This window comes from Runella sp. R5_40, from assembly GCF_057652295.1.
This window is the reverse complement of the sequence record NZ_JBYFCH010000002.1, coordinates 351,999-374,087: the sequence shown is the minus strand read 5'-3', so window position 1 is coordinate 374,087 and position 22,089 is coordinate 351,999. Positions and strand designations below refer to the sequence as shown.

At 46.3% G+C, this 22,089-nt stretch carries 23 protein-coding genes; 9 read left to right on the top strand and 14 right to left on the bottom strand.

From position 1 onward, the window contains the following. Positions 1–3: 3 nt before the first annotated feature. Both aroC and AC23N5_RS06295 read right to left on the bottom strand, forming a co-directional pair. Positions 4–1,089, bottom strand: coding sequence for a chorismate synthase (gene aroC, locus AC23N5_RS06300; RefSeq protein ID WP_183974196.1), 1,086 nt, complete (start codon positions 1,087–1,089; stop codon positions 4–6). Continuing rightward, positions 1,089–2,498: a BatD family protein gene (locus AC23N5_RS06295; RefSeq protein ID WP_487754902.1), complete on the bottom strand. Its 1,410-nt coding sequence runs from the start codon at positions 2,496–2,498 to the stop codon at positions 1,089–1,091. Before AC23N5_RS06295 ends, aroC begins: the two co-directional genes overlap by 1 nt. A 120-nt stretch (positions 2,499–2,618) precedes the next feature. Here AC23N5_RS06295 and AC23N5_RS06290 point away from each other — a divergent pair, with 120 nt between their 5' ends. Further along, positions 2,619–2,828: a hypothetical protein gene (locus AC23N5_RS06290; RefSeq protein ID WP_028524930.1), complete on the top strand. Its 210-nt coding sequence runs from the start codon at positions 2,619–2,621 to the stop codon at positions 2,826–2,828. Between the two features lie 37 nt (positions 2,829–2,865). Here AC23N5_RS06290 and AC23N5_RS06285 read toward each other — a convergent pair whose 3' ends face one another. From AC23N5_RS06285 to AC23N5_RS06275, 3 genes are all read right to left on the bottom strand, one after another. Next, positions 2,866–4,974 (bottom strand): M3 family metallopeptidase, encoded by a 2,109-nt coding sequence (locus tag AC23N5_RS06285; RefSeq protein ID WP_487754901.1) that lies wholly within the window; start codon positions 4,972–4,974, stop codon positions 2,866–2,868. Positions 4,975–5,068: 94 nt separating this feature from the next. Beyond that, complete coding sequence (locus AC23N5_RS06280) at positions 5,069–5,770, bottom strand: response regulator transcription factor (RefSeq protein WP_183974183.1); 702 nt, start codon at positions 5,768–5,770, stop codon at positions 5,069–5,071. A gap of 52 nt (positions 5,771–5,822) precedes the next feature. Further along, a complete protein-coding gene (locus tag AC23N5_RS06275) occupies positions 5,823–6,431 on the bottom strand; it encodes a Uma2 family endonuclease (protein WP_487754900.1) in 609 nt (202 codons plus the stop codon). Positions 6,432–6,543: 112 nt separating this feature from the next. Between AC23N5_RS06275 and AC23N5_RS06270 the strand changes: the two genes are divergently transcribed. After that, complete coding sequence (locus AC23N5_RS06270; RefSeq protein WP_487754899.1) at positions 6,544–7,389, top strand: MBL fold metallo-hydrolase; 846 nt, start codon at positions 6,544–6,546, stop codon at positions 7,387–7,389. 112 nt (positions 7,390–7,501) lie between these two features. Here the strand turns inward: AC23N5_RS06270 and AC23N5_RS06265 are convergent, their stop codons facing one another. Next, entirely contained in the window at positions 7,502–8,071 is a 570-nt protein-coding gene (locus AC23N5_RS06265) for a YceI family protein (RefSeq protein WP_122933573.1), read from the bottom strand. A 332-nt stretch (positions 8,072–8,403) separates the two neighbouring features. Here AC23N5_RS06265 and AC23N5_RS06260 point away from each other — a divergent pair, with 332 nt between their 5' ends. Continuing rightward, the gene (locus AC23N5_RS06260; RefSeq protein ID WP_122933574.1) at positions 8,404–9,447 is read left to right on the top strand and encodes a sensor histidine kinase; all 1,044 of its coding nucleotides are present in this window, start codon (positions 8,404–8,406) and stop codon (positions 9,445–9,447) included. Beyond that, positions 9,444–10,178 (top strand): LytR/AlgR family response regulator transcription factor, encoded by a 735-nt coding sequence (locus AC23N5_RS06255; protein ID WP_487754898.1) that lies wholly within the window; start codon positions 9,444–9,446, stop codon positions 10,176–10,178. The genes AC23N5_RS06260 and AC23N5_RS06255 overlap by 4 nt, the downstream gene beginning before the upstream one ends. A 2-nt stretch (positions 10,179–10,180) precedes the next feature. Here the strand turns inward: AC23N5_RS06255 and hisF are convergent, their stop codons facing one another. The 3 genes from hisF to AC23N5_RS06240 all read right to left on the bottom strand — a co-directional run bounded on the left by hisF (position 10,181) and on the right by AC23N5_RS06240 (position 12,237). Continuing rightward, positions 10,181–11,011 carry an imidazole glycerol phosphate synthase subunit HisF gene (hisF, locus tag AC23N5_RS06250; protein ID WP_487754897.1) on the bottom strand — a complete coding sequence of 277 codons (831 nt, stop codon included), beginning with the start codon at positions 11,009–11,011 and terminating at the stop codon, positions 10,181–10,183. A 15-nt stretch (positions 11,012–11,026) separates the two neighbouring features. Beyond that, the gene (locus tag AC23N5_RS06245) at positions 11,027–11,485 is read right to left on the bottom strand and encodes a GNAT family N-acetyltransferase (protein ID WP_183974174.1); all 459 of its coding nucleotides are present in this window, start codon (positions 11,483–11,485) and stop codon (positions 11,027–11,029) included. Positions 11,486–11,562: 77 nt separating this feature from the next. Then, positions 11,563–12,237, bottom strand: a complete 675-nt coding sequence (locus tag AC23N5_RS06240; protein WP_487754896.1) for a CAP domain-containing protein — start codon at positions 12,235–12,237, stop codon at positions 11,563–11,565. 180 nt (positions 12,238–12,417) lie between these two features. On the opposite strand from AC23N5_RS06240, the gene gltX reads away from it, so the two are divergent. From gltX to AC23N5_RS06215, 5 genes are read left to right on the top strand one after another with little or no spacing between them, the layout of a single operon-like run. Continuing rightward, a complete protein-coding gene (gene gltX / locus AC23N5_RS06235; protein WP_487754895.1) occupies positions 12,418–13,956 on the top strand; it encodes a glutamate--tRNA ligase in 1,539 nt (512 codons plus the stop codon). A gap of 7 nt (positions 13,957–13,963) precedes the next feature. Then, complete coding sequence (locus AC23N5_RS06230) at positions 13,964–14,401, top strand: DUF6934 family protein (RefSeq protein ID WP_487754894.1); 438 nt, start codon at positions 13,964–13,966, stop codon at positions 14,399–14,401. After that, positions 14,398–14,544: a hypothetical protein gene (locus tag AC23N5_RS06225; RefSeq protein ID WP_487754893.1), complete on the top strand. Its 147-nt coding sequence runs from the start codon at positions 14,398–14,400 to the stop codon at positions 14,542–14,544. The genes AC23N5_RS06230 and AC23N5_RS06225 overlap by 4 nt, the downstream gene beginning before the upstream one ends. Before the next feature lie 4 nt (positions 14,545–14,548). Continuing rightward, positions 14,549–15,463, top strand: a complete 915-nt coding sequence (locus AC23N5_RS06220; RefSeq protein WP_487754892.1) for a histidinol-phosphatase — start codon at positions 14,549–14,551, stop codon at positions 15,461–15,463. Between the two features lie 60 nt (positions 15,464–15,523). Further along, positions 15,524–16,507: an NAD(P)H-dependent flavin oxidoreductase gene (locus AC23N5_RS06215; RefSeq protein ID WP_487754891.1), complete on the top strand. Its 984-nt coding sequence runs from the start codon at positions 15,524–15,526 to the stop codon at positions 16,505–16,507. 3 nt (positions 16,508–16,510) lie between these two features. On the opposite strand, the gene AC23N5_RS06210 is transcribed toward AC23N5_RS06215, so the two are convergent. From AC23N5_RS06210 to AC23N5_RS06190, 5 genes are all read right to left on the bottom strand, one after another. Further along, positions 16,511–18,466, bottom strand: a complete 1,956-nt coding sequence (locus tag AC23N5_RS06210) for a 4-oxalomesaconate tautomerase (protein ID WP_487754890.1) — start codon at positions 18,464–18,466, stop codon at positions 16,511–16,513. A 22-nt stretch (positions 18,467–18,488) separates the two neighbouring features. Next, positions 18,489–19,106, bottom strand: coding sequence for a 4-carboxy-4-hydroxy-2-oxoadipate aldolase/oxaloacetate decarboxylase (locus tag AC23N5_RS06205; protein ID WP_487754889.1), 618 nt, complete (start codon positions 19,104–19,106; stop codon positions 18,489–18,491). A gap of 13 nt (positions 19,107–19,119) precedes the next feature. After that, entirely contained in the window at positions 19,120–19,836 is a 717-nt protein-coding gene (locus AC23N5_RS06200; RefSeq protein WP_487754888.1) for a PIG-L deacetylase family protein, read from the bottom strand. Between the two features lie 53 nt (positions 19,837–19,889). Continuing rightward, the gene (locus AC23N5_RS06195; RefSeq protein ID WP_487754887.1) at positions 19,890–21,023 is read right to left on the bottom strand and encodes a dipeptidase; all 1,134 of its coding nucleotides are present in this window, start codon (positions 21,021–21,023) and stop codon (positions 19,890–19,892) included. Positions 21,024–21,085: 62 nt separating this feature from the next. After that, positions 21,086–22,042, bottom strand: coding sequence for a VOC family protein (locus tag AC23N5_RS06190; RefSeq protein ID WP_487754886.1), 957 nt, complete (start codon positions 22,040–22,042; stop codon positions 21,086–21,088). Positions 22,043–22,089 lie beyond the last annotated feature (47 nt).

The following is a 22,089-nucleotide window of genomic DNA, read 5'->3' as shown; positions in this document are numbered from 1 at the left end:
CTATCAAAAATTATGCCTAACGCTTTTATCGCGTAGATAAAAGTCAACCAGCACCAGCGCGGCCATGGCTTCGACAATCGGTACGGCCCGTGGCAGCACGCATGGGTCGTGGCGGCCTTTACCCTGAACCGTAATAGATTCACCGTTTTGATCCACACTTTCTTGGTCTTGCATAATGGTCGCGACGGGTTTAAAAGCCACGCGGAAGAAAATGTCTTCGCCGTTGGAAATTCCCCCTTGAATTCCTCCCGAATGATTGGTACGGGTACGAACGCGACCCGTTTCGTCTGTATAAAAAGCATCGTTGTGGGCCGAGCCTTGCAGTTCTACGCCAGCAAAACCGCTGCCGTATTCAAAGCCTTTGACGGCGTTGATGCTCAACATCGCCTTGCCCAATTCCGCATGAAGTTTGTCAAAAACGGGTTCTCCCCAACCTACGGGCGCGCCTGCGACGACACAACTGACCACACCGCCAATCGAATCTCCTTGTTTGCGAATGTCGTCGATGTAATCAAACATCGTTTGAGCCATTTCAGGGTCGGGGCAGCGTACGGCGTTGGTATCGGTAAGCGACAAGTCGAGTTCGTGGTATTCTTTGTCGAGTTTGAGTTTTCCTACTTGCGATACGTACGCCTGTACATCGACGCCGAGGTCTTTCAGGACCAATTTGGCCAGCGCACCTGCGGCTACGCGGGCGGCTGTTTCGCGGGCCGAACTGCGCCCTCCACCGCGATAATCGCGAACGCCGTATTTGGTTTGGTAGGTAAAGTCAGCGTGAGAAGGACGAAACTGCTGGGAAATGTGCGAGTAATCCTTACTACGTTGGTCTTCGTTCCAAATCATCATGGCAATCGGAGTGCCTGTTGTTTTGTCTTCAAAAACGCCCGACAATACCTGCACGGTATCGGCTTCGCGGCGCTGGGTAGTGATGCGCGACTGGCCTGGTTTGCGGCGGTCGAGTTCTTGCTGGATAAAAGCCAAGTCGAAAGGAACACCCGCTGGGCAGCCTTCAACAACTACGCCGATGGCGGCGCCGTGTGATTCGCCAAAAGTGGCTATTTTGAAAAGTTTTCCGTAGGTACTACTCATTATTTCCGAAAGATAAGAAACATACTTATTAACATAAGGACGACCAAAACGTTGGCCACATTGCGAATGATTTTTTGGTAGTCAAACACAAACTTGGTGGTGTCCCAGTGTTCAATTCCGTTATAAATCGACTCCACCGTTTCCCCCGCTAGTTGGGTATTTTGAATGTTTTTTCCCGTAATAACCAGCTTTAAGGTCGAGTGCAACGTGTCGTATTTTTGCTTTTGAGGATTAAAAAATACCCAAAAAATGTTGTTGCTCAGGTCAAAAGATCCGTTTTGTTTGGGGATGATTTGGTAACGAAATGTTTTTTCGCCCGCAATTTGCCCCTTTTTTCGCAAAATATTATCCTCTACATCGGGCGGATAAACATCAAACAGGGCTTTGTTGGTAAACGTAGGCTCTTGAATCGACTTGATATTGCCGTCGCCAATGATTTTAAAATCATAACGGTAGCTTTTGCCTGTTTCTAGTTGAGTCGTGCTAATTTTTTCTTCAAGCCGAAAATTTCCTACCAATACCTGATTGCGAAGCGGGTGAGTAGGCAGGGTTTGGACTTGGATTGACACGGGCCGAGACGAGAAACTCAGAAAGGAAGGCGTTTTTCCTTCCGACGGATTTTTGGCCATTACGCGCATTGTCAGCGTCACGGCTGGAATCCGAATGGCTTGATTATTAAGGGGGAAAAACGACGCTTGGTAAATGCGGTATTCGGTAAAAGCTTTGCCGCCAATCAGAATTGGAATGGCGGGAATCTCTTGGATGCCGAAATTTTCTTCCCAACAGTTGGTAGGTTTGAGGGCTTTAAGAATTTTTTCGAGTTGTTTTTCTACCTCAAAAAAATCCATTTCAGTAGCATTACTTTCCGAAACAAGCAGCGAAAGCCGTAGGTTGAACCCTTCTTCGACATATACTTTGCGTTTATCTACCCGTACCGACAAGAACGCGCCCGTAGTCGCTTCTTGGGCCAATTCGGAATCTATGGCCTCCGTTTCGTCAGCCGATTCTTCCGAATTGGCGGTTTTTCCTACTATCACCGACGTTCCTTCCGAACGTAATACCTGTTTATTCACCAAAATTTCGAGCGGCCCCGTGAAGAATGTTCCCGTTTTGATGGGGTAGTAGTTTTGGGAAATGGTGTAGGTGACAACGGTTTTTCCTCCAACTTTGCTTGTGAAGCTCGACCGCGAACTTTCTCGCTTTTGAAAGTTTTTGATGTTATCAGGAAACGAAATAAGCGGGATTGGGTCAATATCTGTGATTTTTACTGAGATGACAAAAGGTTCGTTAATACCTATCTCAGTCCCGCTAAATTCAACGGAAAAGGGGTTTTCGTCATTTTGCGCCCACGATGAAGATATAGTGCAAAAAAAAATTAAAAAAAGTATATATAAATTCCCCTGTTTCATCGTTATCTTTAATGCAAAATTAACACACTGGGCGTATAAAACCCCTAACCTTTGACGTTAATTTTGTGAAAGTACTTATTCCATCATTCTCTTAGCGTTCGTTAAAATCCTGTTATGATTATGGCAACTATGTTAGAGTTCATCAAAACCGTGCTTGTGAAAGTGAGTTTTGACAAGAAACTGTTTGAAAAAGAGTTACGTAAGGCATTAAAGGTGCTTTTGCCGGAAGATGTTAAGCAATTACGTGCTTGGTGCTATGAACGTTTTAGTGACAAGTACACCTTCATCCTTAATCAGTATTTTAGGAGGCGACGTTTGTCGCTTAACTAGCAAAAGAGCCGCTCTCGATCAGAGCGGCTCTTTTGTTTTATAAGGCTAACCCGTCGCGTTTTAGCATGGCGTTGGGTTTTGGTTCCCGACCTCTGAAACGCTTGTACAAGACCATTGGTTTTTCAGTACCTCCTTTTGAAAGGATATTGTCGCGGAACGATTTGGCAACGTCTTGGTTGAAAACGCCTTTCTCCTTAAAGGCTTCAAACGCATCAGCATCCAATACCGACGACCACATGTACGAATAGTACCCTGCTGAGTATCCTCCCGCAAAAATGTGCGAGAACGACGTACTCACCGCCGTACCAGGAACAATCGGATAAAGGTCGGTTTGCTCGGCTACTTTTTTCTCTACTTCAGCTACTGATGCACCTGTAGGTTCGCCGTTGTGCCACGCCATGTCGGTTAGGCCAAGGTTGATTTGGCGCGCCATTCCTAAGCCCGAAAGGAAGTTAGACGAAGCTTTGATTTTCTCAATCAACTCATTAGGGATCACCTCGCCCGTTTGATAGTGTTTCGCAAAAAGCTTCAATACTTCTGGTTCAGTGCAGAAGTTTTCCATAAACTGGCTGGGAAGCTCCACAAAATCCCACGATACGCTGGTACCGCTCACAGTTTCGTATTTCACGTGCGACATCATGCTGTGCAAAGCGTGACCAAACTCATGGAAGAGCGTTTGCACCTCGCGGAAGGTCAATAATGATGGTTGAGAATCAGTTGGGCGGGTAAAATTACAAACGTTTACCACGTGCGGACGAACATCTTTCGTTCCTTCAAAATGCTGCGAAAGCGTGGTGTTGTTCCAAGCACCCGCACGTTTTCCTGCGCGTGGGAAGTAGTCGCCATACCATACCGAAAGTAATTGGCCTTTTTCGTCAAAAATTTCGTAGGCTTTTACTTCAGGATGCCATACGGGAATGTTTTTGTTTTCCTTGAAAGTAAGTCCGTACAGCTTGTTGGTAAGCGTAAATAAGCCATCAAGAACGTTTTCGAGTTTGAAGTAAGGTTTCAACAACTCGTCGTTGATGCTGTATTTTTCTTTTTTGAGTTTTTCGGCATAATAACTCGCATCCCAACGCTGCAACACATCGTCCGAGAAGCCGTTTTTCTTGGCGTAATCGGTCAATTCTTTCAACTCACGCTGAGCGGCAGGTTTGGCGTAGCTGAGGATTTCGGTTTCAAAGGCCAATACTTTTTCGGGCGTTTCGGCCATGCGCTCTTCCAAAATGTAATTTGCCCACGTTTTGTACCCCAACAACTTCGCTTTTTCGTGGCGGAGTTTTACCACTTTTTGAATAATGGCTTGGTTGTCATTTTTGTCGCCGTTAAAGCCGCGTTTGTTGTAAGCCAACCAAAGTTTTTTACGAAGCTCACGGTTGTCGGCATATTGCATAAACGGCCCGTAGCTTGGCGCTTGAAGCGTAAATACCCAACCTTCTTTGTTGAGGCGTTTGGCAGTAGCTTTGGCACCATCTTTTACAAACGCAGGGAGGCCAGCAAGGTCTTTTTCGTCCGTAATTTGAAGCGCGTATTCGTTGGTTTCGGCCAAATTATGTTCGCTAAATTCAATAGAAAGTTGTGAAAGCTCTTTGTTCATGCCGCGAAGTTTTTCTTTGTCGGCGGCGTTGAGGTTAGCACCGTTACGTGAAAACGACTTGTAACTTTTTTCGAGCAACATGGCTTCCTCTGTCCCAAGCTCGAGTTTATCGCGTTGGTCCCAAACGGCTTTTACCCGAGCAAATAGCTTCTCATTGAGCGAAATATCGTTGCCATATTCAGTCAACAATGGACTAACTTCGCGAATGGACTTTTGGAGGTCGGGCGTAGTTTCGGCACCGTTTAAGTGGAACATGATGGGCGTAATACGGCTCAATAAGTCGCCTGCGCGCTCAAGCGCCACGATGGTATTGTCGAACGTCGGCTTGGCAGGATTGTTGACGATGGCGTCGATTTCCTTGCGGCCTTCTACCATGGCTTCTTTGACGGCGGGCAAAAAGTGCTCAACTTTAATTTTGTCGTAAGGCGGTGTCTGGTGCAGCGTTGGAAAGGGCTGCAAAAGTGGGTTATCACTCATGATTGGCGGATTAGTTTGCGCAAAGGCCATACTGCTAACGAGCAGACCCGCGAGTAAACAGTTTGTTTTCATGGAACAAATAAAGTGGTTAGTTGAAAAAGTGCAGCAATTTAGGGCAGATTCTGTACAAATTTATCACCCAAAGTGAGGGATTAGTCCTTGAAAACTAGGCATCTTCTTTCAAGACATAGCCCATTCCTGACTTGGTATGAATAAGTTTGGTTTCAAAATCACGGTCAATTTTCTTGCGGAGAAAGTTAATATATACCTCAACGACGTTGGTGCCGCTGTCGAAATTCATGTCCCACACCTTTTCGGCGATGTCGGCTTTTGACACAATGCGGCCTTTGTTTCGCACCAAGTATTCGAGCAAGGCCAGTTCTTTGGGCGTGAGGTCAACCGTTTGGCCTGAGCGCGTAACGGCTTTGGTATCGACATTGATTTCGAGGTCGGCCACGCGAAGGGTGTTGCCACCTGCAGGTTCGGTATCCGAATGGGAGCGTTTGAGAAATACGTTGACCCGCGCCAGCAATTCCCGAAAGTCGAATGGTTTGACAATGTAGTCATCAGCCCCGACGTTGAAACCCTCTATTTTGTCGTCGGCTTCACCCAGCGCCGTCAGCATCAGTACAGGAACGTTGGGGTTGCGTTGACGGATGTGTTTACAAACCTCGTAACCGTTCATCGACGGCAGGTTGATGTCGAGGATAATTAAATCAAAATGATTGGCCGACGCGATTTTGCTACCAATTAGCCCGTCGTAGGCTACTTCAGTATCAAAACCCTTTTCGCGCAGACCTTTGCTGATGTTCTGGGCAATGCGGGAGTCGTCTTCGACGATGAGTATTCTCTTTAAATCTGTATTCATTCAGTTAATTGAACTAGGCTAGGCAAAATGCAAATGAGCAATGTATCAAATCTTAACGCAAAAGCCGTAAGGGAAATTCAAAATTGGGTAGTACGTCTTCACCTGAGAGCGTATGGTCAAAAGTACTTACTTTGCTAATGGTGCCGTCGGCTCGATAAATAAAAACGGTTTCGGAGCTGGGTTGAATCAACCAACCGAGTCGAACGCCATTTTCGATGTATTCGAGCATTTTTTCTTGGGCTTTTTTGAGATGATCACTGGCCGACATGAGCTCAACGACGAAGTCGGGCGCAATGGGCGGAAAACGTTCTTGCTCCTCGTCACTCAATTGATTCCAACGTTCGTCGCTTACCCAAGCGGCGTCAGGCGAGCGAGTGGCGAAGTTGGGAAGCTTAAATGCTGTTGATGAATCAAATACTTTTCCATCGTGGGATTCAGACCACATATCTAAGCGAGAAACAATCTTTGTGTTTCTAATGCCTGTTTTTCCTCCAGTGTTTGGCATGATTAAGATGGTTCCGTCTGGATTACGTTCAAAGCGAAGGTGGTCGTTGCGGCGGCAAAACCGATAGAACGCCACATCGTCCATGTCGTCTTCTAACTCCAAGGTAAAAGCCTCAGTTTGTCCAGTCGCAAAGTCATTTACAAGTACCGCTGTCATCGGAAAGTAATTTTTATACGGTAAATATAACGAGTTTTGGGAGAATTTAGTTGTTTTGAGCCAATTACACCTTCACAAACTCATCCATCACTCTTATCCTTTTTTTGCACACATGAATTTACACGTGATTGACGCAGGACATTTTAAACTCGACGGCGGGGCTATGTTTGGCGTTGTACCCAAAACCATTTGGAATCGGTTGGTTCCTGCCGACGAAAATAACCTTTGTAGTTGGGACATGCGCTGCTTACTGGTCGAAGACGGCAACCGACTCATGCTCATTGATACAGGAATGGGCGACAAACAAGACCCCAAATGGCAAGCCTTTTACTATCGCCACGGGGAAGGAGAACTGGTGAAATCTATCGAAAAGGCAGGTTTTGGCGCAGACGAAGTGACGGACGTGATTTTCTCGCATTTGCACTTCGACCACTGCGGGGGCGGCGTGAAATGGAATCGCGACCGAACGGGTTATGAACTTACTTTTTCCAAGGCTAAGTATTGGACGCATTCGGACCATTGGCAAACGGCTACCCAGCCAAACGCCCGCGAGAAAGCGACGTTTTTTAAGGAAAACATTTTGCCGATTCAGGAAGCAGGACAATTGTTTTTTTCGGATAAAATTGAAAACCCGTTTGGCTCCAACGTGCAGCCTGTCTATGTAGATGGGCATACCGAAAAGATGACGATGTTGAAAATTGCCTACAAAGGCCAAACGGTGGTGTTTATGGCCGATACTATTCCGTCGCACGCGCACATTCCGCTGCCGTACGTGATGGGCTACGACGTGCGCCCGCTCGAAACAATGAAAGAGAAGGAACTACTGCTAAAAGAAGCCTTGGATGAAAAGTATATTTTATTTTTTGACCACGATCCACTGCACGATTGCTGTACCGTAGAAATGACCGAAAAAGGGATTCGAGTCCAGAACAAAGGCGCACTAGGGGAGTTTTTTTGAAAACTCGTGCAGAGGGTTGCTCACAACCCGACTGTTAGAGAAAAAACAAAAAAGCGTCGGATAGATAGGCCATCCGACGCTTTGAGTCAAGACTTTGGTAAGTGAAAATGGGTTATTGTTGGTTAAATTCGCCCAAGGCTCTTAGCTCAACTTCTTCACTAACAACTGCCGATGGCATACCGCCTACGCCAAAATCGGTGCGCTTGATAGTGCCTACTGCTTTAAAACCTACTTTGGGTTTTTGAGTACGGCCATCTTTGCCAACCCCTGTCAATGTAAGGTCAAGCGATACAGGTTTTGTTACGCCTTTGATGGTAAGATTTCCGTTCAATTTGTATTTTTTGTCCGCTACTTTTGAGATAGATGTACTTTTGAAAGTCAATGTTGGGTGGTTTGCAACATCAAACATATCCGCTCTTTTTAAGTGCGCATCGCGGCCTTCATTATCTGTATTAGCAGTGGCTAAATCGGCCGTCAATTCAAAAGACGCATCGCTAAAATCTTCCTTAGATGAAGTGATAGTGGCGTCAAACGTTTTGAAGTTCCCATCTACTTCTGACATCAAAAGGTGGGTGACCGTAAACCCTAACTTTGCGTGAGCTTTGTCAACTTTCCACGTGGTTTGAGCAAAAGTGGCAAACGATACCAACAAGGCTGAGGCTACTAAAGTGATTCTTTTCATTGTGATTGAAATTGATTTGTGAGTCAAACGAATTTTTGGTTCGGGGCAAAACAAGAACAAAGAATTGACATCAAAGGGTAGATTTCGACGGTTATCCGAAAATTATCGGCTGTTCGGTTAGCGGGGCGGTAAGTCGGAGATGTAGAAAATTTGGGATAAATGGTCGATTGAAAAAGAAAGAAAGTAGAAAACTTAGCACAGCGAAAAGGGTAACTAAAAATAGCCGCTTATTTTTTCGGACTTTTTGCCGTAATTTTACTTTTCAATTCACACGCAATCTGTGTTCCTTCTTTCAATTAGATGATAAGTGTTACGCACTTTACCCTGCTCTGATGCAACCGTTCATTAAACGCTACCGAATCTTACTGCTACACCTTTCATTTTGGTGCGTTTACTTTTCGTTTTTCTTTTATCAAATCCGTTTCCCGATTCGGGGGCAAGAAGTGACCTTTTGGGATGCTTTCAAGAATACGTCCTTTGAGGTGTTGTTTATGATGTTGGTGGTGTATCTCAATTACTTTTTTTTCTTATCCCGTTATCTCAAGCACAAAAGCCTACTCCGATACATATTGGAGTTTTCGGTACCGTTTGCGGTGCTGGTGCGGGCTTTTATTTTGTTAAAACGCCATTTAATCGACGGTAATACCCACAAAATCTGCTATTTCTACGAAGATAAGTTTACGGTAAACGTGGTGTTGACGACGCTCTTTATTGTGATTTTTGTCGGAATGCTCAAATTTGCGGAAGGCTGGCTTGAACTCGAAGCAAAAAAGAAAGAAATTGAAAATGAGAAACTTACGTCGGAGCTTCGGTTTTTGAAGGCACAGATAAACCCACATTTTTTGTTTAATACCCTCAACAACCTCTACTATTTAGCCTTTACCAATTCTCCCAATACGACCGAAGTAATTGCGAAATTGTCGCAAATGATGCGGTACATGATTTATGATTCCAACCACCCCAAAGTGCCGTTGGTCAAGGAGATTGAGTACATGGAAAACTACATTAGTCTCGAAAAATTACGCCTCAACGAGCCGATTCCAATTCTTTTTGAGGTCAAAGGCAACATTGATGGCGTGCTGATTGCGCCTTTAATTCTAATTAGTTTTTTGGAAAATGCCTTCAAACACGGCGTGAGTAACAATTTTTCGGGGTCTTGGATCAAAGCCGATTTGGTGATAGAAGGCATGGCGTGTGTCTATACAGTGGCCAATAGCAAATTGCCCATCAATGCGACTCACTCCGACGAATCGTCGGGCATAGGGCTACAAAATGTAAAACGGCGGTTGGAATTAAGTTATCCCGATAACTTTGAATTAGAGGTCGAAGACACTACCGATGAGTACTGTGTACGCCTAAAACTGAACTTAGTATGACCCTTACCTGCGTGGTGGTAGAAGATGAGCCTTTGGCCCGAAACCTCCTGGAACAATACATCCTAAAATTGCCCCATTTGAAGCTTGTAAAGTCATTTTCAAATCCGCTGGCGGCGTTTGATTTTTTGCGGACAAATACGGTGGATGTCTTGTTTTCGGACATTCAAATGCCTGAAATTACGGGGATTTCGTTGCTGAAAATTTTGCCAAAAAAACCACTCGTCATTCTGACAACGGCTTATTCGGAATACGCACTTGAAGGCTACGAGCTGGATGTGGTCGATTATCTTTTGAAGCCAATTACGCTAGAGCGTTTTTTGAAGGCGGTCGAAAAAGTGACGCAACGGCTAGGTACTTCGGTTTCACCAATGCCCGCGACGCTGCCCGATACTTTGCCAGCAGCTGTTGAAACGCCTATTTTACCCTCAATTTTTGTCAAAGACGGGACAAAGCTGGTAAAAATTCGCCTGTGCGATGTGCTGTACATCGAGGGGCTCAAAGATTACGTCGCGATTTATACCAAAGAAAAGAAAATCGTGACGCTCCAAACCCTCAAGTCGCTCGAAGTACAGCTCAGTGCGCATCAGTTTATTCGGGTGCACCACTCGTATATTGTCTCTTTTGACGCCATCGAGGCGATTGACAAAGAGAAAATCCAGATTGGTAAAAACTGGATTCCCATCAGTGACACGTACCGCAAAAGCTTCAAAGAATTTCTGGACAAACACTAATCTTAGCGAGACATCCGCATCGGTACGCCACGCTCGTGGAGGTACTGTTTTAAGGCAGGAATTTCGATTTCTTTGAAGTGAAAAATGCTGGCTGCGAGTCCTGCGTCGGCATATCCTTCCGTAAAAACATCGTAAAAGTGCGCCATCGACCCCGCTCCCCCCGAAGCAATAACAGGGATGTTGGCGTTTTTGGAAATAGCCGCCGTTAGCTCTAACGAAAAGCCATTTTTGGTGCCATCGGCATCCATCGACGTAAGCAAAATTTCGCCCGCACCGCGCTCTTCCACTTCTTTGGCCCAGTCGAGGGTGTGGAGTTCAGTAGGTTTGCGGCCGCCGTGGGTGTGGACGATGTGAACCTCATCCCCTTGCCCCTTCTCCTTCCAAGAGAAGGAGGAATCTGACTCCTTCTCCTGAAAGGAGAGGGTTGGGGTGAGGTTCCTTGTATCAATCGCCACCACAATACACTGACTCCCAAATTCTAACGCCAATTCGTTGATTAGGTCAGGGTTTCGTACGGCTGCTGAGTTGATAGATACTTTGTCGGCGCCTGCGTTGAGAAGGGCCGATACGTCGGCTTTGGACGAAATCCCGCCGCCTACTGTAAAAGGAATATTGATGGTATGAGCCACGCGACGCACCAATTCAAGAAGGGTGCCGCGGCCTTCGACCGTGGCCGTAATGTCAAGAAATACCAATTCGTCGGCGCCTTGTTCGGCGTAAACGGCGGCCAATTCAACGGCGTCACCTGCGTCGCGAAGATTAACAAAATTGACTCCCTTCACGGTACGTCCATCTTTGACGTCGAGGCAGGGAATGATGCGTTTGGTAAGCATATTTGCTCTTTTGAATTAATATTTCGTAAAGTTAACTTTTTCCATCATGCGCTCAGGGCGGGCGAGGCTCTTAAAGCCGTATTGCTCGTACAAACCGTGGGCATCGGCGGTTGCCAACGTCCAGCGTCGGAAGCCTTGTAGTTCAGGGATTTGATTAAAAATGCAATCCATCAGCCACTTAGAAAGCCCTTGGCCGCGATAGTCTGCCAAAATGAATACATCGCCCAAATACCCATATGTAGCAAAATCCGTAATGACGCGAGCAAAACCGATTTGGGTTTGGTGGTGATATACCCCAAAAGTAAATGAGTTCTGAATGGAGCGCTCGATGATGTCGAGTGGAATATTTTCGGCCCAGTACGATTGGGTGGACAAAAAAGGAAGAATCACCGAAGTATCAAGCTTTGATTTGTCTGTTGAAATCAAAAAATCTTCTTTTTGAAATTCATAAACGAGGGTGTCGAGCAGCGCCATGGCGTATGAGGGTCATTGAGGCTGCAAATAACCGAAAAAATGGTGGTTTTTGTGCGGTTTTACTGGGAGAAGGCGGCCTAATTCGTTTTTACTTTTCCAAAATTTTGCACAAATCTCCCAAAAGGAGCGCGACATTCTTGGTAAGGATTTTTAGAAAGTCGAGCGGCGCATCCCAAATGGGTATAAGTAGAATCAAGTACATTGTGACGGTGCGAAGGTGAATTCATCCACTCATCGACGGCGTACTGGGCAAAATCGAGGTAATTAAATACTTTTAGCAAATGCTTATTGTCACAGTTAAAATACTCAAAACTCCCGTCGCGTTTTCGGCGACAACAATACTCGGGCGGACTATCAATTAATTGGTACTGGCCAATGTTTTCGGCCATTCGGCTGTACTCTCGGGTGAAGGTTTCAACACGCTGCGTGAGTTTCGCAAAAGACGGACTGTAGAGGTGGACATGACTATAAAACCCCATCTGAATCATATCGGAGGCAAATTGCTGCGCTGCTTGCTGCAACCCTGCGGCGTGTTGAAGCGGGGGGAGACCATGCGTACGACGGGCGATGTTGGTGTTATGAAAAATAGCTGCATCGAGCAAAGCGTAGTTGGGATGCTTGGCATTAATAACCTGATTGGCTTCGGGGAGTTTCAGAAAATCATCGGACGACAACGCATAGTAGTTGACCGACCCCGTTTGGAAGCTAACCAACAAACCCAAAAGAAACAAAAAGCAAATGGCTCGATTCATGGTAGCGGTTAGAAGTAGTTCGATACTGAAAATAACAACTTCTTTACGAAGTTGTCAAGAGGTGCCCGCAAGAAATGGGGTTTTTGTGGTAACTTTGCGGCCTCAAAAGAGTTAGCTGTTACTTGTAATAGATACATTGTCAGAACAGCAACGATTAACGGATAACCATTAACGACTAACATGTCAGTAAGAGTTCGCTTTGCACCTAGTCCTACGGGGCCGCTTCACATCGGAGGGGTTCGTACGGCATTGTATAATTATTTGTTTGCCCGTAAAAATGGCGGAAAAATGCTCCTTCGTATCGAAGATACCGACCAAAATCGGTACGTGCCTGGAGCGGAAGCATATATTTTGGAGGCGTTGAAATGGGTAGGAATTGAAATTGACGAAGGACAAGGCGTCGGTGGGCCACACGCGCCTTACCGCCAATCGGAGCGAAAAGAAATGTACCGCCAATACGCCGAACAGTTGATTAACTCGGGGAAAGCGTACTATGCGTTTGATACGGCCGAAGAAATTGAGGCCATGCGCAAGCGTTTGGAAGAAGCAGGGGCCGATGCCGCTCAGTACAACGCCATTACGCGTTTACAAATGACCAATTCCCTTACGTTGTCGGCCGAAGAAGTGGCTAGTCGGATAGCCAACGGAGACCCGTACGTGGTGCGTATCAAAATTGACCCGAAGCAAGACATTCGTTTCAAAGACATCATTCGTGAGTGGGTGGTAGTTCACGCATCGACGCTTGATGATAAAGTATTGTTAAAATCGGACGGAATGCCGACCTACCACCTTGCCAACATTGTGGACGATCATTTGATGGGAATTACGCACGTGATTCGCGGAGAAGAATGGTTGCCGTCGGCGCCGTTGCACGTGTTGTTGTACCAATATTTCGGTTGGACTGCTCCGCAGTTTGCGCACTTGCCGCTGTTGCTCAAACCCGAAGGAAACGGTAAACTTTCAAAACGTGACGCCGATTTGGGTGGCTTCCCGATTTTCCCATTGCAGTGGACCGATCCTAGCACGGGCACGGTGGCACGTGGTTTCCGTGAAGACGGGTATTTGAAAGATGCGGTGGTGAACTTTTTGGCGTTTTTGGGCTGGAACCCAGGCACTGAGCAAGAAATGTTTACCATGGACGAATTGATTCAAGCCTTTTCGTTGGAGCGTATTCACAAAGCAGGAGCGCGTTTTGATATTACCAAAGCTAAGTGGTTTAATCAGCAGTATATCAAGCAATTGAGCGACGAAGCGTTGGCTGCGAGTTTACAGCTGACAGTTGATGGCTCAACCTCTCAACCCCAAGCTGGCAACGGTAAACCGATTGACCTATTGAAAGTTGTCCATTTGATGAAAGACCGCGTGACGTTCCCGCAAGAAATTTTGAGTGAGGCGTCGTTCTTAGTTGAAATGCCTGCGGAGTACGAAGAGACCGTGGTGGCTAGTAAATGGAATGCCGATGCGATCAAGGCGATTACGGCCTATGTAGAAGACTTGAAAGTCTATGAAGGCGACTTTTTAGCGGAGTCGGCCAAAGCAATATGGGCTGCTGCGGCAGAACGAGTAGGAGTGAAAATGGGAAAAGTGATGCAGGCACTTCGCTTGGCCGCTACTGGCGCAGGCCACGGCCCCGATTTGATGCTTGCAATGGAGATTTTAGGCAAAGACGAAGTCATCGCTCGTTTGGAGAAGGCATTGGAGACGTTGCCACAAAAGTAAGAACCAGATGAACGAGTCTTATTATCCATTTGGTCAGCCTCAGATACAATATCGCTATGATTTTGTAAGTATAAGTCGGGAAAAAGAGGTGCTAAAGAGAGTACTATTTACATTGACAGATACCGAACAAGTGTATAACTTGGCTTTACTTGATGTGCTTCCTAACGGAGATGTTAGCGATATTACAGAGACAAAAAATAAAGATATGCGTGTAGTTTTAGCTACAGTCGTTCGCATAATCGTTGATTTTTTGAATAAAAATCCTCAGGTAATTGTTTTATTTCAAGGAAGCGATGAGAAACGACAACGCCTTTATAGAATCGTTATCAATAGAGAAATTGAAACAGTCTTGGAGCAATTTCGTATCTTTGGTAGTATTGATGATGAAATAGAGCCTTTTATCGCTAATCGCCCATACGATTTCTTTTTTATTATAAAACGATGAAAACGAACATTTCAAAAGAAACTACAGTGCGAAAAAGTAATGAGCAAGTAGTAGAAGAAAAGCTGAAGGCGGCGAATACGTTTTTAAAAAAAGCGGATTTGAGCATTGTTCGTAAAGCAATGCTCAAAGAAAAACTGCCGTAAAATCGTGAAGCTTAAAACTACTGAAGTGATAATCACCAATTACCACAGCCACAGCCATTATTGTGATGGCAAAGGCTCTTTAGAACAACAAGTACAAGGCGCGATAGCTCAAGGGCTTCGCGCCTTTGGATTTTCGTCGCATTGCCCTGTTCCGTTTGAAAACCAATGGAGCATGAAAGCCGAACGCCTCGACGACTACCTACGCGAAACCGCCGCACTTAAAGAAAAGTACAAAGGTCAAATTGAACTGTACATTGGCTTAGAAGTAGATTTTCTGCCCGAAACCCCACCCTCTGCCCCTTCCCAGTTAGGGAGGGGTGAAATAACAGCACCTTTTTCCTCAGCAGGGATAGGGCCTAAAGACTTTCCGATGCTTGATTATTGCGTTGGTTCGGTGCATTATGTGGAGTTAAACCAATTTGGACAACCGTGGGAAATCGACGGTAGTTCGGTGGAGTTTTTGGCTTGTTTGGATACCCTTTACGACGGGAATATTCAGGTTGCTTTAGAAAAATACTACGGCATCATTCGGCAAATGGTCGAAACCGATGCCCCGCCCGTTGTGGGACACTTGGACAAAATCAAAATGCACAACGAAGCCCGTCCGCTGTTCGACGAATCGGAAGAATGGTACGTGGCTTTGGTGGAAGAAACGCTTCAAGCGATTAAAAAAGTGGGCTGTATTGTCGAAATCAACACCCGAGGCAATTACAAACGTGGGCTGGAGTTGTATCCTTCTCCGTGGATTATTGCGCGTATGAATCAGCTACAAATTCCCATTTGTATCAACTCCGACAGCCATCGACCCGAAGAAATTACGGCTTCGTTTCCGTTGGCATTTGAGGCGGCGCGGGCAGCGGGTTATACTCATCAGCGGGTTTTGTTGGAAGGAAAATGGCAAGATGTGGAGTTGAATTAAAATAATTGACGAGATTAGCGTCAGTATTATTTTCCTAAACTTCATACATTCCAAAAACCAATGTCAAAAGCACCTTTTATTGATGCGCTCTCGCTACCAGCAGTGGCAGCACCCATGTTTCTTATTTCTGGCCCCCAGCTAGTTATCGAATGCTGTAAGAATGGTATTGTGGGTACTTTCCCTGCCCTCAACCAACGTACCACCGAAGGTTTTGAAGAATGGGTGGTTCAAATCAAAGAAGAATTGGCTCGTTTTGAGCAAGAAACGGGAAAAAAGGCCGCTCCTTTTGGCGTAAATCTCATTGTGCACCATTCCAATCCACGGGTTCAGGCCGATTTGATGGTGTGTATCAAACACAAAGTGCCGTTGATTATCACGTCGTTGGGCGCAGTGTCGATGTTGGTCGATGCCGTACACAGTTACGGTGGGCTGGTGTTTCATGATGTCATCAAAAAACGTCACGCCGAGAAAGCGGCCGAAGCGGGAGTGGATGGGTTGATTTTGGTAGCAGCAGGAGCGGGTGGCCACGCGGGAACGATTAATCCGATGTCGTTGGTCGCCGAAATTCGTAGCTTTTTTGACAAAACTATTCTACTTTCAGGTTGTATCAGTACGGGGCGCGACATTGCGTCGGCTTTGCAAATGGGAGCAGATTTAGCCTACATGGGCACTCGTTTTATCAATACCACCGAAAGCATGGCCGATGAAGCTTACCGCCAGATGATTATCGACAGCGGTGCCAGCGACATTGTTTACACGGCGGCGGTATCAGGCGTCAATGCTAATTTTTTACGGCCAAGCCTCGAAGCCATGGGCATTACCGAAGAACTTTGGGGGAAATCGAAAAAAATAGATTTTGGCGAAGAACTCGACGCCGCCAAGGCCGAAGCCAAAGCGTGGAAAACGATTTGGTCGGCAGGGCAGGGCGTGACAACCATCAAAGATAATTTGCCAACAGCGGAGTTGATTGGCCGTTTGAAAGCTGAATTTATAGAGGCACTTCAGCAGCAAGCTAAGGTATTGGCAAAGTATAGTGAGGGGTAACCTTTAGGATGGCACAAACACTTCACCTTTACTGAGTAAACGTGCCGTACGAATTACCCCCGATTTGTAGACGTTCAATTGTCTATTGACAAAACCGTACTCTAAGCTTACCGTAAATTCCCCCGAAGGGTGTTCTATACTGAGAGATGAGAGATGAGAGTGGAGTGATGAGTCACTTCTCTCTTCTCTCTCATCTCTTATCTCTCCATCATCATTTATCACTGTGCCAGGTATCACGCAGGCTGTAGCGACCGAAACGGCGGCAAGTACGCCAATGGCTTCATGAACGACATGAGGAATAAACATTCGTGTATTGATGGCTCCTCCGTTTTCGGGAGGAGATATCAAGCACATTTTTGGAATGGTTTGTTGGCTTACATCCCCCAAATTCATCAAAAATCCTGCCTTGAGTCGAATTCCTTCGATGCGTTTTTTGAGGGATTCGTTGGCCTCTAAAACTTCTTTGCTCTCGTTACCCACCACGCCAACATCTTTCGCCTTTATGACGACAATGGGCATTCCATTGTCGATACAAGTTACTTCAATACCATCGATGGTATCTTTGGGGGTACCCGTTGGAAGGAGTGCCCCGCAGGTGGAACCTACTGTATCTAAGTAATTGCAAACAATGCGTGAAGCAGTTCCAGGAACACCATCTACTTTGGTCGTGCCGTGGTAATCGACGCATCCGTTGGGAGTAGGGACGGTCACTTCGCATATTCCTCCCGTATTGACGATGTTAATTTTGGCGGTAGTAGTAGGGGAAGTTGCTGGTAATAACCCTGATTCAATGGCAAAAGGGAGTACTCCTGCTAAAATATTGCCACAGGTTTGAGTAGTTGAAACTTTTCCTTTCCCGACGACAACTTGTACAAAAAGGTAGTCTAAATCGGCTGAGCTGCTTTCTTCGTCAGTTTGAGTTGATTTACTCACAATCGCTACCTTGCTGGTCAGAGAAGTGGCCCCGCCCAAACCGTCGATTTGGCGAGGGTCACCTTCGGTTGTTCCTTCCATCGCTAAAAGTAATAGCTTGTTTCTTTCTTGCTCGTCAGTGGGGAGGTCTTCGGCTTTAAAAAACAAACCTTTAGAACTACCCCCTCGAATTTGCATGAATGGAACAGTCCTCAAGCCACCCTTGAGGGCTGTTTTTTGCTGATTCTTTAGATTTGCCAATCGTTTTAAATTGTCGCGCGTGGCAGTAGTCATAACAGGAGCCAATGACTCCCCAGCTGAGGGCTGGGGGGCTGCCAGCATTTCCAGCACGGCTTCCATTTCGTGCATTCGACGAACGGCGTGCGTACGACTTCCTTCAACAAAGCGGTCGATGAGGTCGTTGTCGCCACCTATTAACGAGCTTATTTGTCCCCGAATGTAGCTCTCCATCCCCAAAGCTTGTCCTGCTTCCATGGCTTCGCATACGACGGCCGCGATGCCTTTATAGACAATCGAGCGTAATAGTTTACGGGTCGCTGCGTCCCCGATTTGGCTGTCGGGGATGTGTTGAAGGGTTAATTGTAAGGGGGAGAGAGTTTCGAGCAATTCAGTAGCATGAGGCCCTGATGCCAAAAAAGACGTTAAAATTCCTTTGGGAGGAACGGGAGCCATGATGGCAAGATCAATCATTTTTACGCCAGAAGGTGCCAGAATCGCCGCAATTTTTTTCTTCTTTTCGGGGCCAGAAGTGTTCATTTCGCAAAAAAACTGCTGAGGAGAAAGCACCGCGGCTATCTCATGCGCTATTTCTTCCGAAACCGACGATAAGTTGGCACTAAAAATGACATCGGCTCTTTGAACGGCCTCGGCATTGCTTGTTTTAATGGTAACTAAAGGTGAAAGAGGACGAACAGGGTTAGGGTCGTAGCCTACCACGTTGACTCCCATATTGACCAAATCATTCGCAAAATGGGAACCTGCTTCGCCAAGCCCGAGAACGGCGATGGTTAAATTATGACTAATCATCTTCAATAAAATCTAAATAAATTTACCAGCTGAATTTTTCTCTCCACCCATAAATATCAATCGATACCCGTCCTTTGCGAAGCTCTTCTCGTACCCATTCTTCTTTTTTTTCGCGGGCGAGGGCCTTTTCAATGGCTTCTTCGGCGCGATTTTGCGGAACAACAACAACCCCATCGCGGTCGCCTACAATAAAATCACCTGGGTGGATGCGGACATCGCCAATGACGATGGGCTCGTTGAGCCAACCATCGCCGTAGTTGGAAGTGCCTCGAATACACAATCCCCGACTGAAGACTGAAAAATCCATGGCTTCGATGTCGTCTGCATCACGGACACAGCCGTCGATGACTAATCCATTGATTCCCTTTGTTTTGGCACCAAGGCTCATTAAGTCGCCCCAGTACCCTGCCTCATAAAAGCCAGAGCAATTGACCATCAGTACATCTCCCGCGCTGGCGTAAGCGTATGCTCGGTGCAAGAGGACGTTGTCTCGGGGCATCGTTTGGACAGTATAGGCGGGGCCACATACTTTCATGTTTTTAGCAATGGGCTTGATGGCAGAGGGTAAATTTCCCGTTTTTCCCAAGGCTTCGTGCAAGGTTGCGGCCGAAAATTTTGACAATTCAGTGACTAAATCCATGTATTCTAACGACTTAAAAAATACTTGATGTAATTCTCGGTACGTGGCTTTGGAAAGCTTCGGCGTACTTGACGTGTTTCTTTCCCGAAATCCGACGGGCGTGGTTGGCTCTTCTTGACGCTAATTCGGCATAGTAATCGCGCAGGTATGTTTGGGCGCCCATGCAATCCATCGCCGCCAATTTTTTGTCAAAAACACTGGAAATATCGACGAACGTATCGGGTAAAAATTCGCAAATTTCGGGTTGATGTGGCTCAAACGAATACCACATCGGTGGATCAATGTTCTTGAAGGCGCTCGGAACTCCCGCTCCGCAGCAAAGTAACCTTGCCCTTTCGGTGGCCTGATACGCCAACGGATGGTCAGGGTTAAATGGGTCTTTGGCCGTGTGGGTCAAAATGACGGTAGGCTCAAAATCGCCAATGATTTGGGTAAGTTGTTCAACGCGTTGGTCCGAAATCAGCATTGGATAATCTCCCCAATCTAAAAACTGAATGGGGGTGCCGAGAATGTCTGCGGCCTTTTGGGCCTGTTCGTGACGAATCAGCTTGACACTTTCTACGCTTCGTTTGGGGTCTTCTTTCCATAATTCCCCCGATTCGCCGCGCTCCCCGTACGACATACAAACGACGAGCGTTTCGGCACCTTCTTCTATACTTTTGGCAATCGCACCTGCGCTTCGCCACACAAAATCGGCCGAGTGAGCGCCTAGTATCAATAATCTTTTCATGGTCAGTGATGAGTTCTAAATGATGAGAGATGAGTTTAACAATAGCTAGTTTATCACTTCACGGCAGCGTCGAAGACGCGGCAGAAATTGCTACTGCTTATCTTTACAATGTCGCTTTCGCTAAAACCCGTTTTCAACATGGCATCGACTACGGCGTAGAAAAAGCCCTTTTCTTGATTCTCCCAAATACCATTAGAGTACTCCCCGATTCTGGGAGGGGTAGGGGGTTCGTTTGGTTTGATGGCGCGAGTTATTTTTGAGTCGGTACCAAGGCAAACATGGTCTATTCCTACGACCTCCACCATGGCTCTAATGTCTTCTGCATACTCCAATGGGCTGTTAGTGAGGTGCTTCCACACGCCAATCAATCCGCCCGCATTGGCCACAATCTTGGCTTGTTCTTTACTGATGAGTCGAGGTTTCATCATTTGCGCCAACTTGGCATTGAGCCCTAGCTGAGTATCCAATCCCGTGTGGCTAATCATGATGGGTTTGGTAGAAATTTTGAGGGTGTCGTCAATGGTTTTGTTGTCGCAATGGGTCAAGTCGATTAGAATACCTAATTGGTTGCATTCTTTGATGACTTGGGCTCCAAACGGTGTCAGTCCACCGTATTCTGCTGTTTTGGTATAAATATCTCCCAATGGGACAGAGGCATGGTTGTCGTGCAGTAAGCCCAATACCCTCAGTCCTCTATTATAGGCGATTTTGAGTCTATCTATCTGTCCCTCAAGAAAGTGTCCGCCTTCTATGGATTGAATGACGGCTGGTTTTTTATTCTTGAAGGAAGATGTAAGATCGGCTAAGTTCAACGAGCGCGTCAAGTTAGTTGCCTGAAGCAGTTGGTCAGTAGCATCCAAACCATTGATAAAACGGTTGTAGGCATCGCCAGGGTTTTGCAGTTTTTGATAATCTACCGCAAACGTCATGCAGATAGCAGCTAAGCCCGATTTTTTAAAATCAGCAACAAAATCGTACGTGGGTAGGGGTTGGTCTGCGTAAATACGGACATCAATATGGCTGTGGGTGTCAATTGTCATCGTTTCGGCCACAATTTTGGCGACTCGCGGGTCAATTTCATCCGTAGCCCAAGCCCAAGAAGAATGGGGGAGCATAAGTGCCGAGCTGATACCTGTCAAAGAAAAAAGAAACTTCCTCCGACTTCTTTCTGCGGGTGTTGATTTCATACTGTGGGTTTTTATCATGTGCAATTTGTGTTACTTATCACTCATCGTTTATGTCTTAGCGCTCACAGCAGTTCTTCAGGCATAGGCGTACCCCGAGTGTGAAAACTTTCGACGGTTTTTAGTCCCCATGCTTGGCCTTTCATACGTTCTTCGCGGTTCCAAACAATGGTTTCATAATCGGGGTCTAAAATGAGGCGGGCGGTTGGGTTAGCAACTTCGATACGGTTGCCCCCAGGTTCATAGATGTACAAAAAAAAGGTTTGCTGAATCGCGTGCTTGTGTGGCCCAGTTTCGATAAATACTCCATTTTCGAGCGCAATATCGGCGGCAAGCAATACCTCTTCGCGGCTATTAACTGCATACGTAAGGTGGTGAAAACGGGCGTTTAGACCCGAGTGGTCTTCGGTAATAGCGAGGTCGTATGACTTTGAATTGACCGATACCCAAACTCCTTTAGGGCTATCCTCAAAGACAATGGTTTCGGTCATTCGTCCACCTAAGACTCCAAACTGAAAATCTTGAAAGGCGTGAATGTCTTTTGCTAATAAGTTGAGGTGGTCGAGGCGTCTGACATTCATACCACGGCCAGGAAAACGGCTGTACGTATTTTTCAGCGCGGATTGGTTATCGCCTTCTGCGCAGTATTTATGGGTGTCGAAATATAATTCACAAGGGTGGCCATCGGGATAGCGAAACTGATACGCTTTGCCGTAGCTACATTCGTGTTCTTTCCAGCCCATGCCCAAACCCGTCGTTTCAATGGCCTTAACGCGAGCTTCGAGCGACTCGCGGCTGCGTGTACGCCACGCAAAGTGCCCCATGCCTGAATATTTGTGGGCGGTAAGTTTCAGGGTATGATGTTCGTAATCGTCGTAAGCACGTAGATAAGCCGAATCCCCCCTAATATCGGTGATATACATCCCTAGCACCTCGTGAAAAAAGCGAATGCTTTCGTCCAATTTAGGGGTAAGAAGTTCGACGTGGGCTAAGTGGGCGAGTTCCCAAGTAATATTGTTCATCTGTAATTTGTTTGCGTGGAGAGACAAGGCATGCATGGAGAGACAAG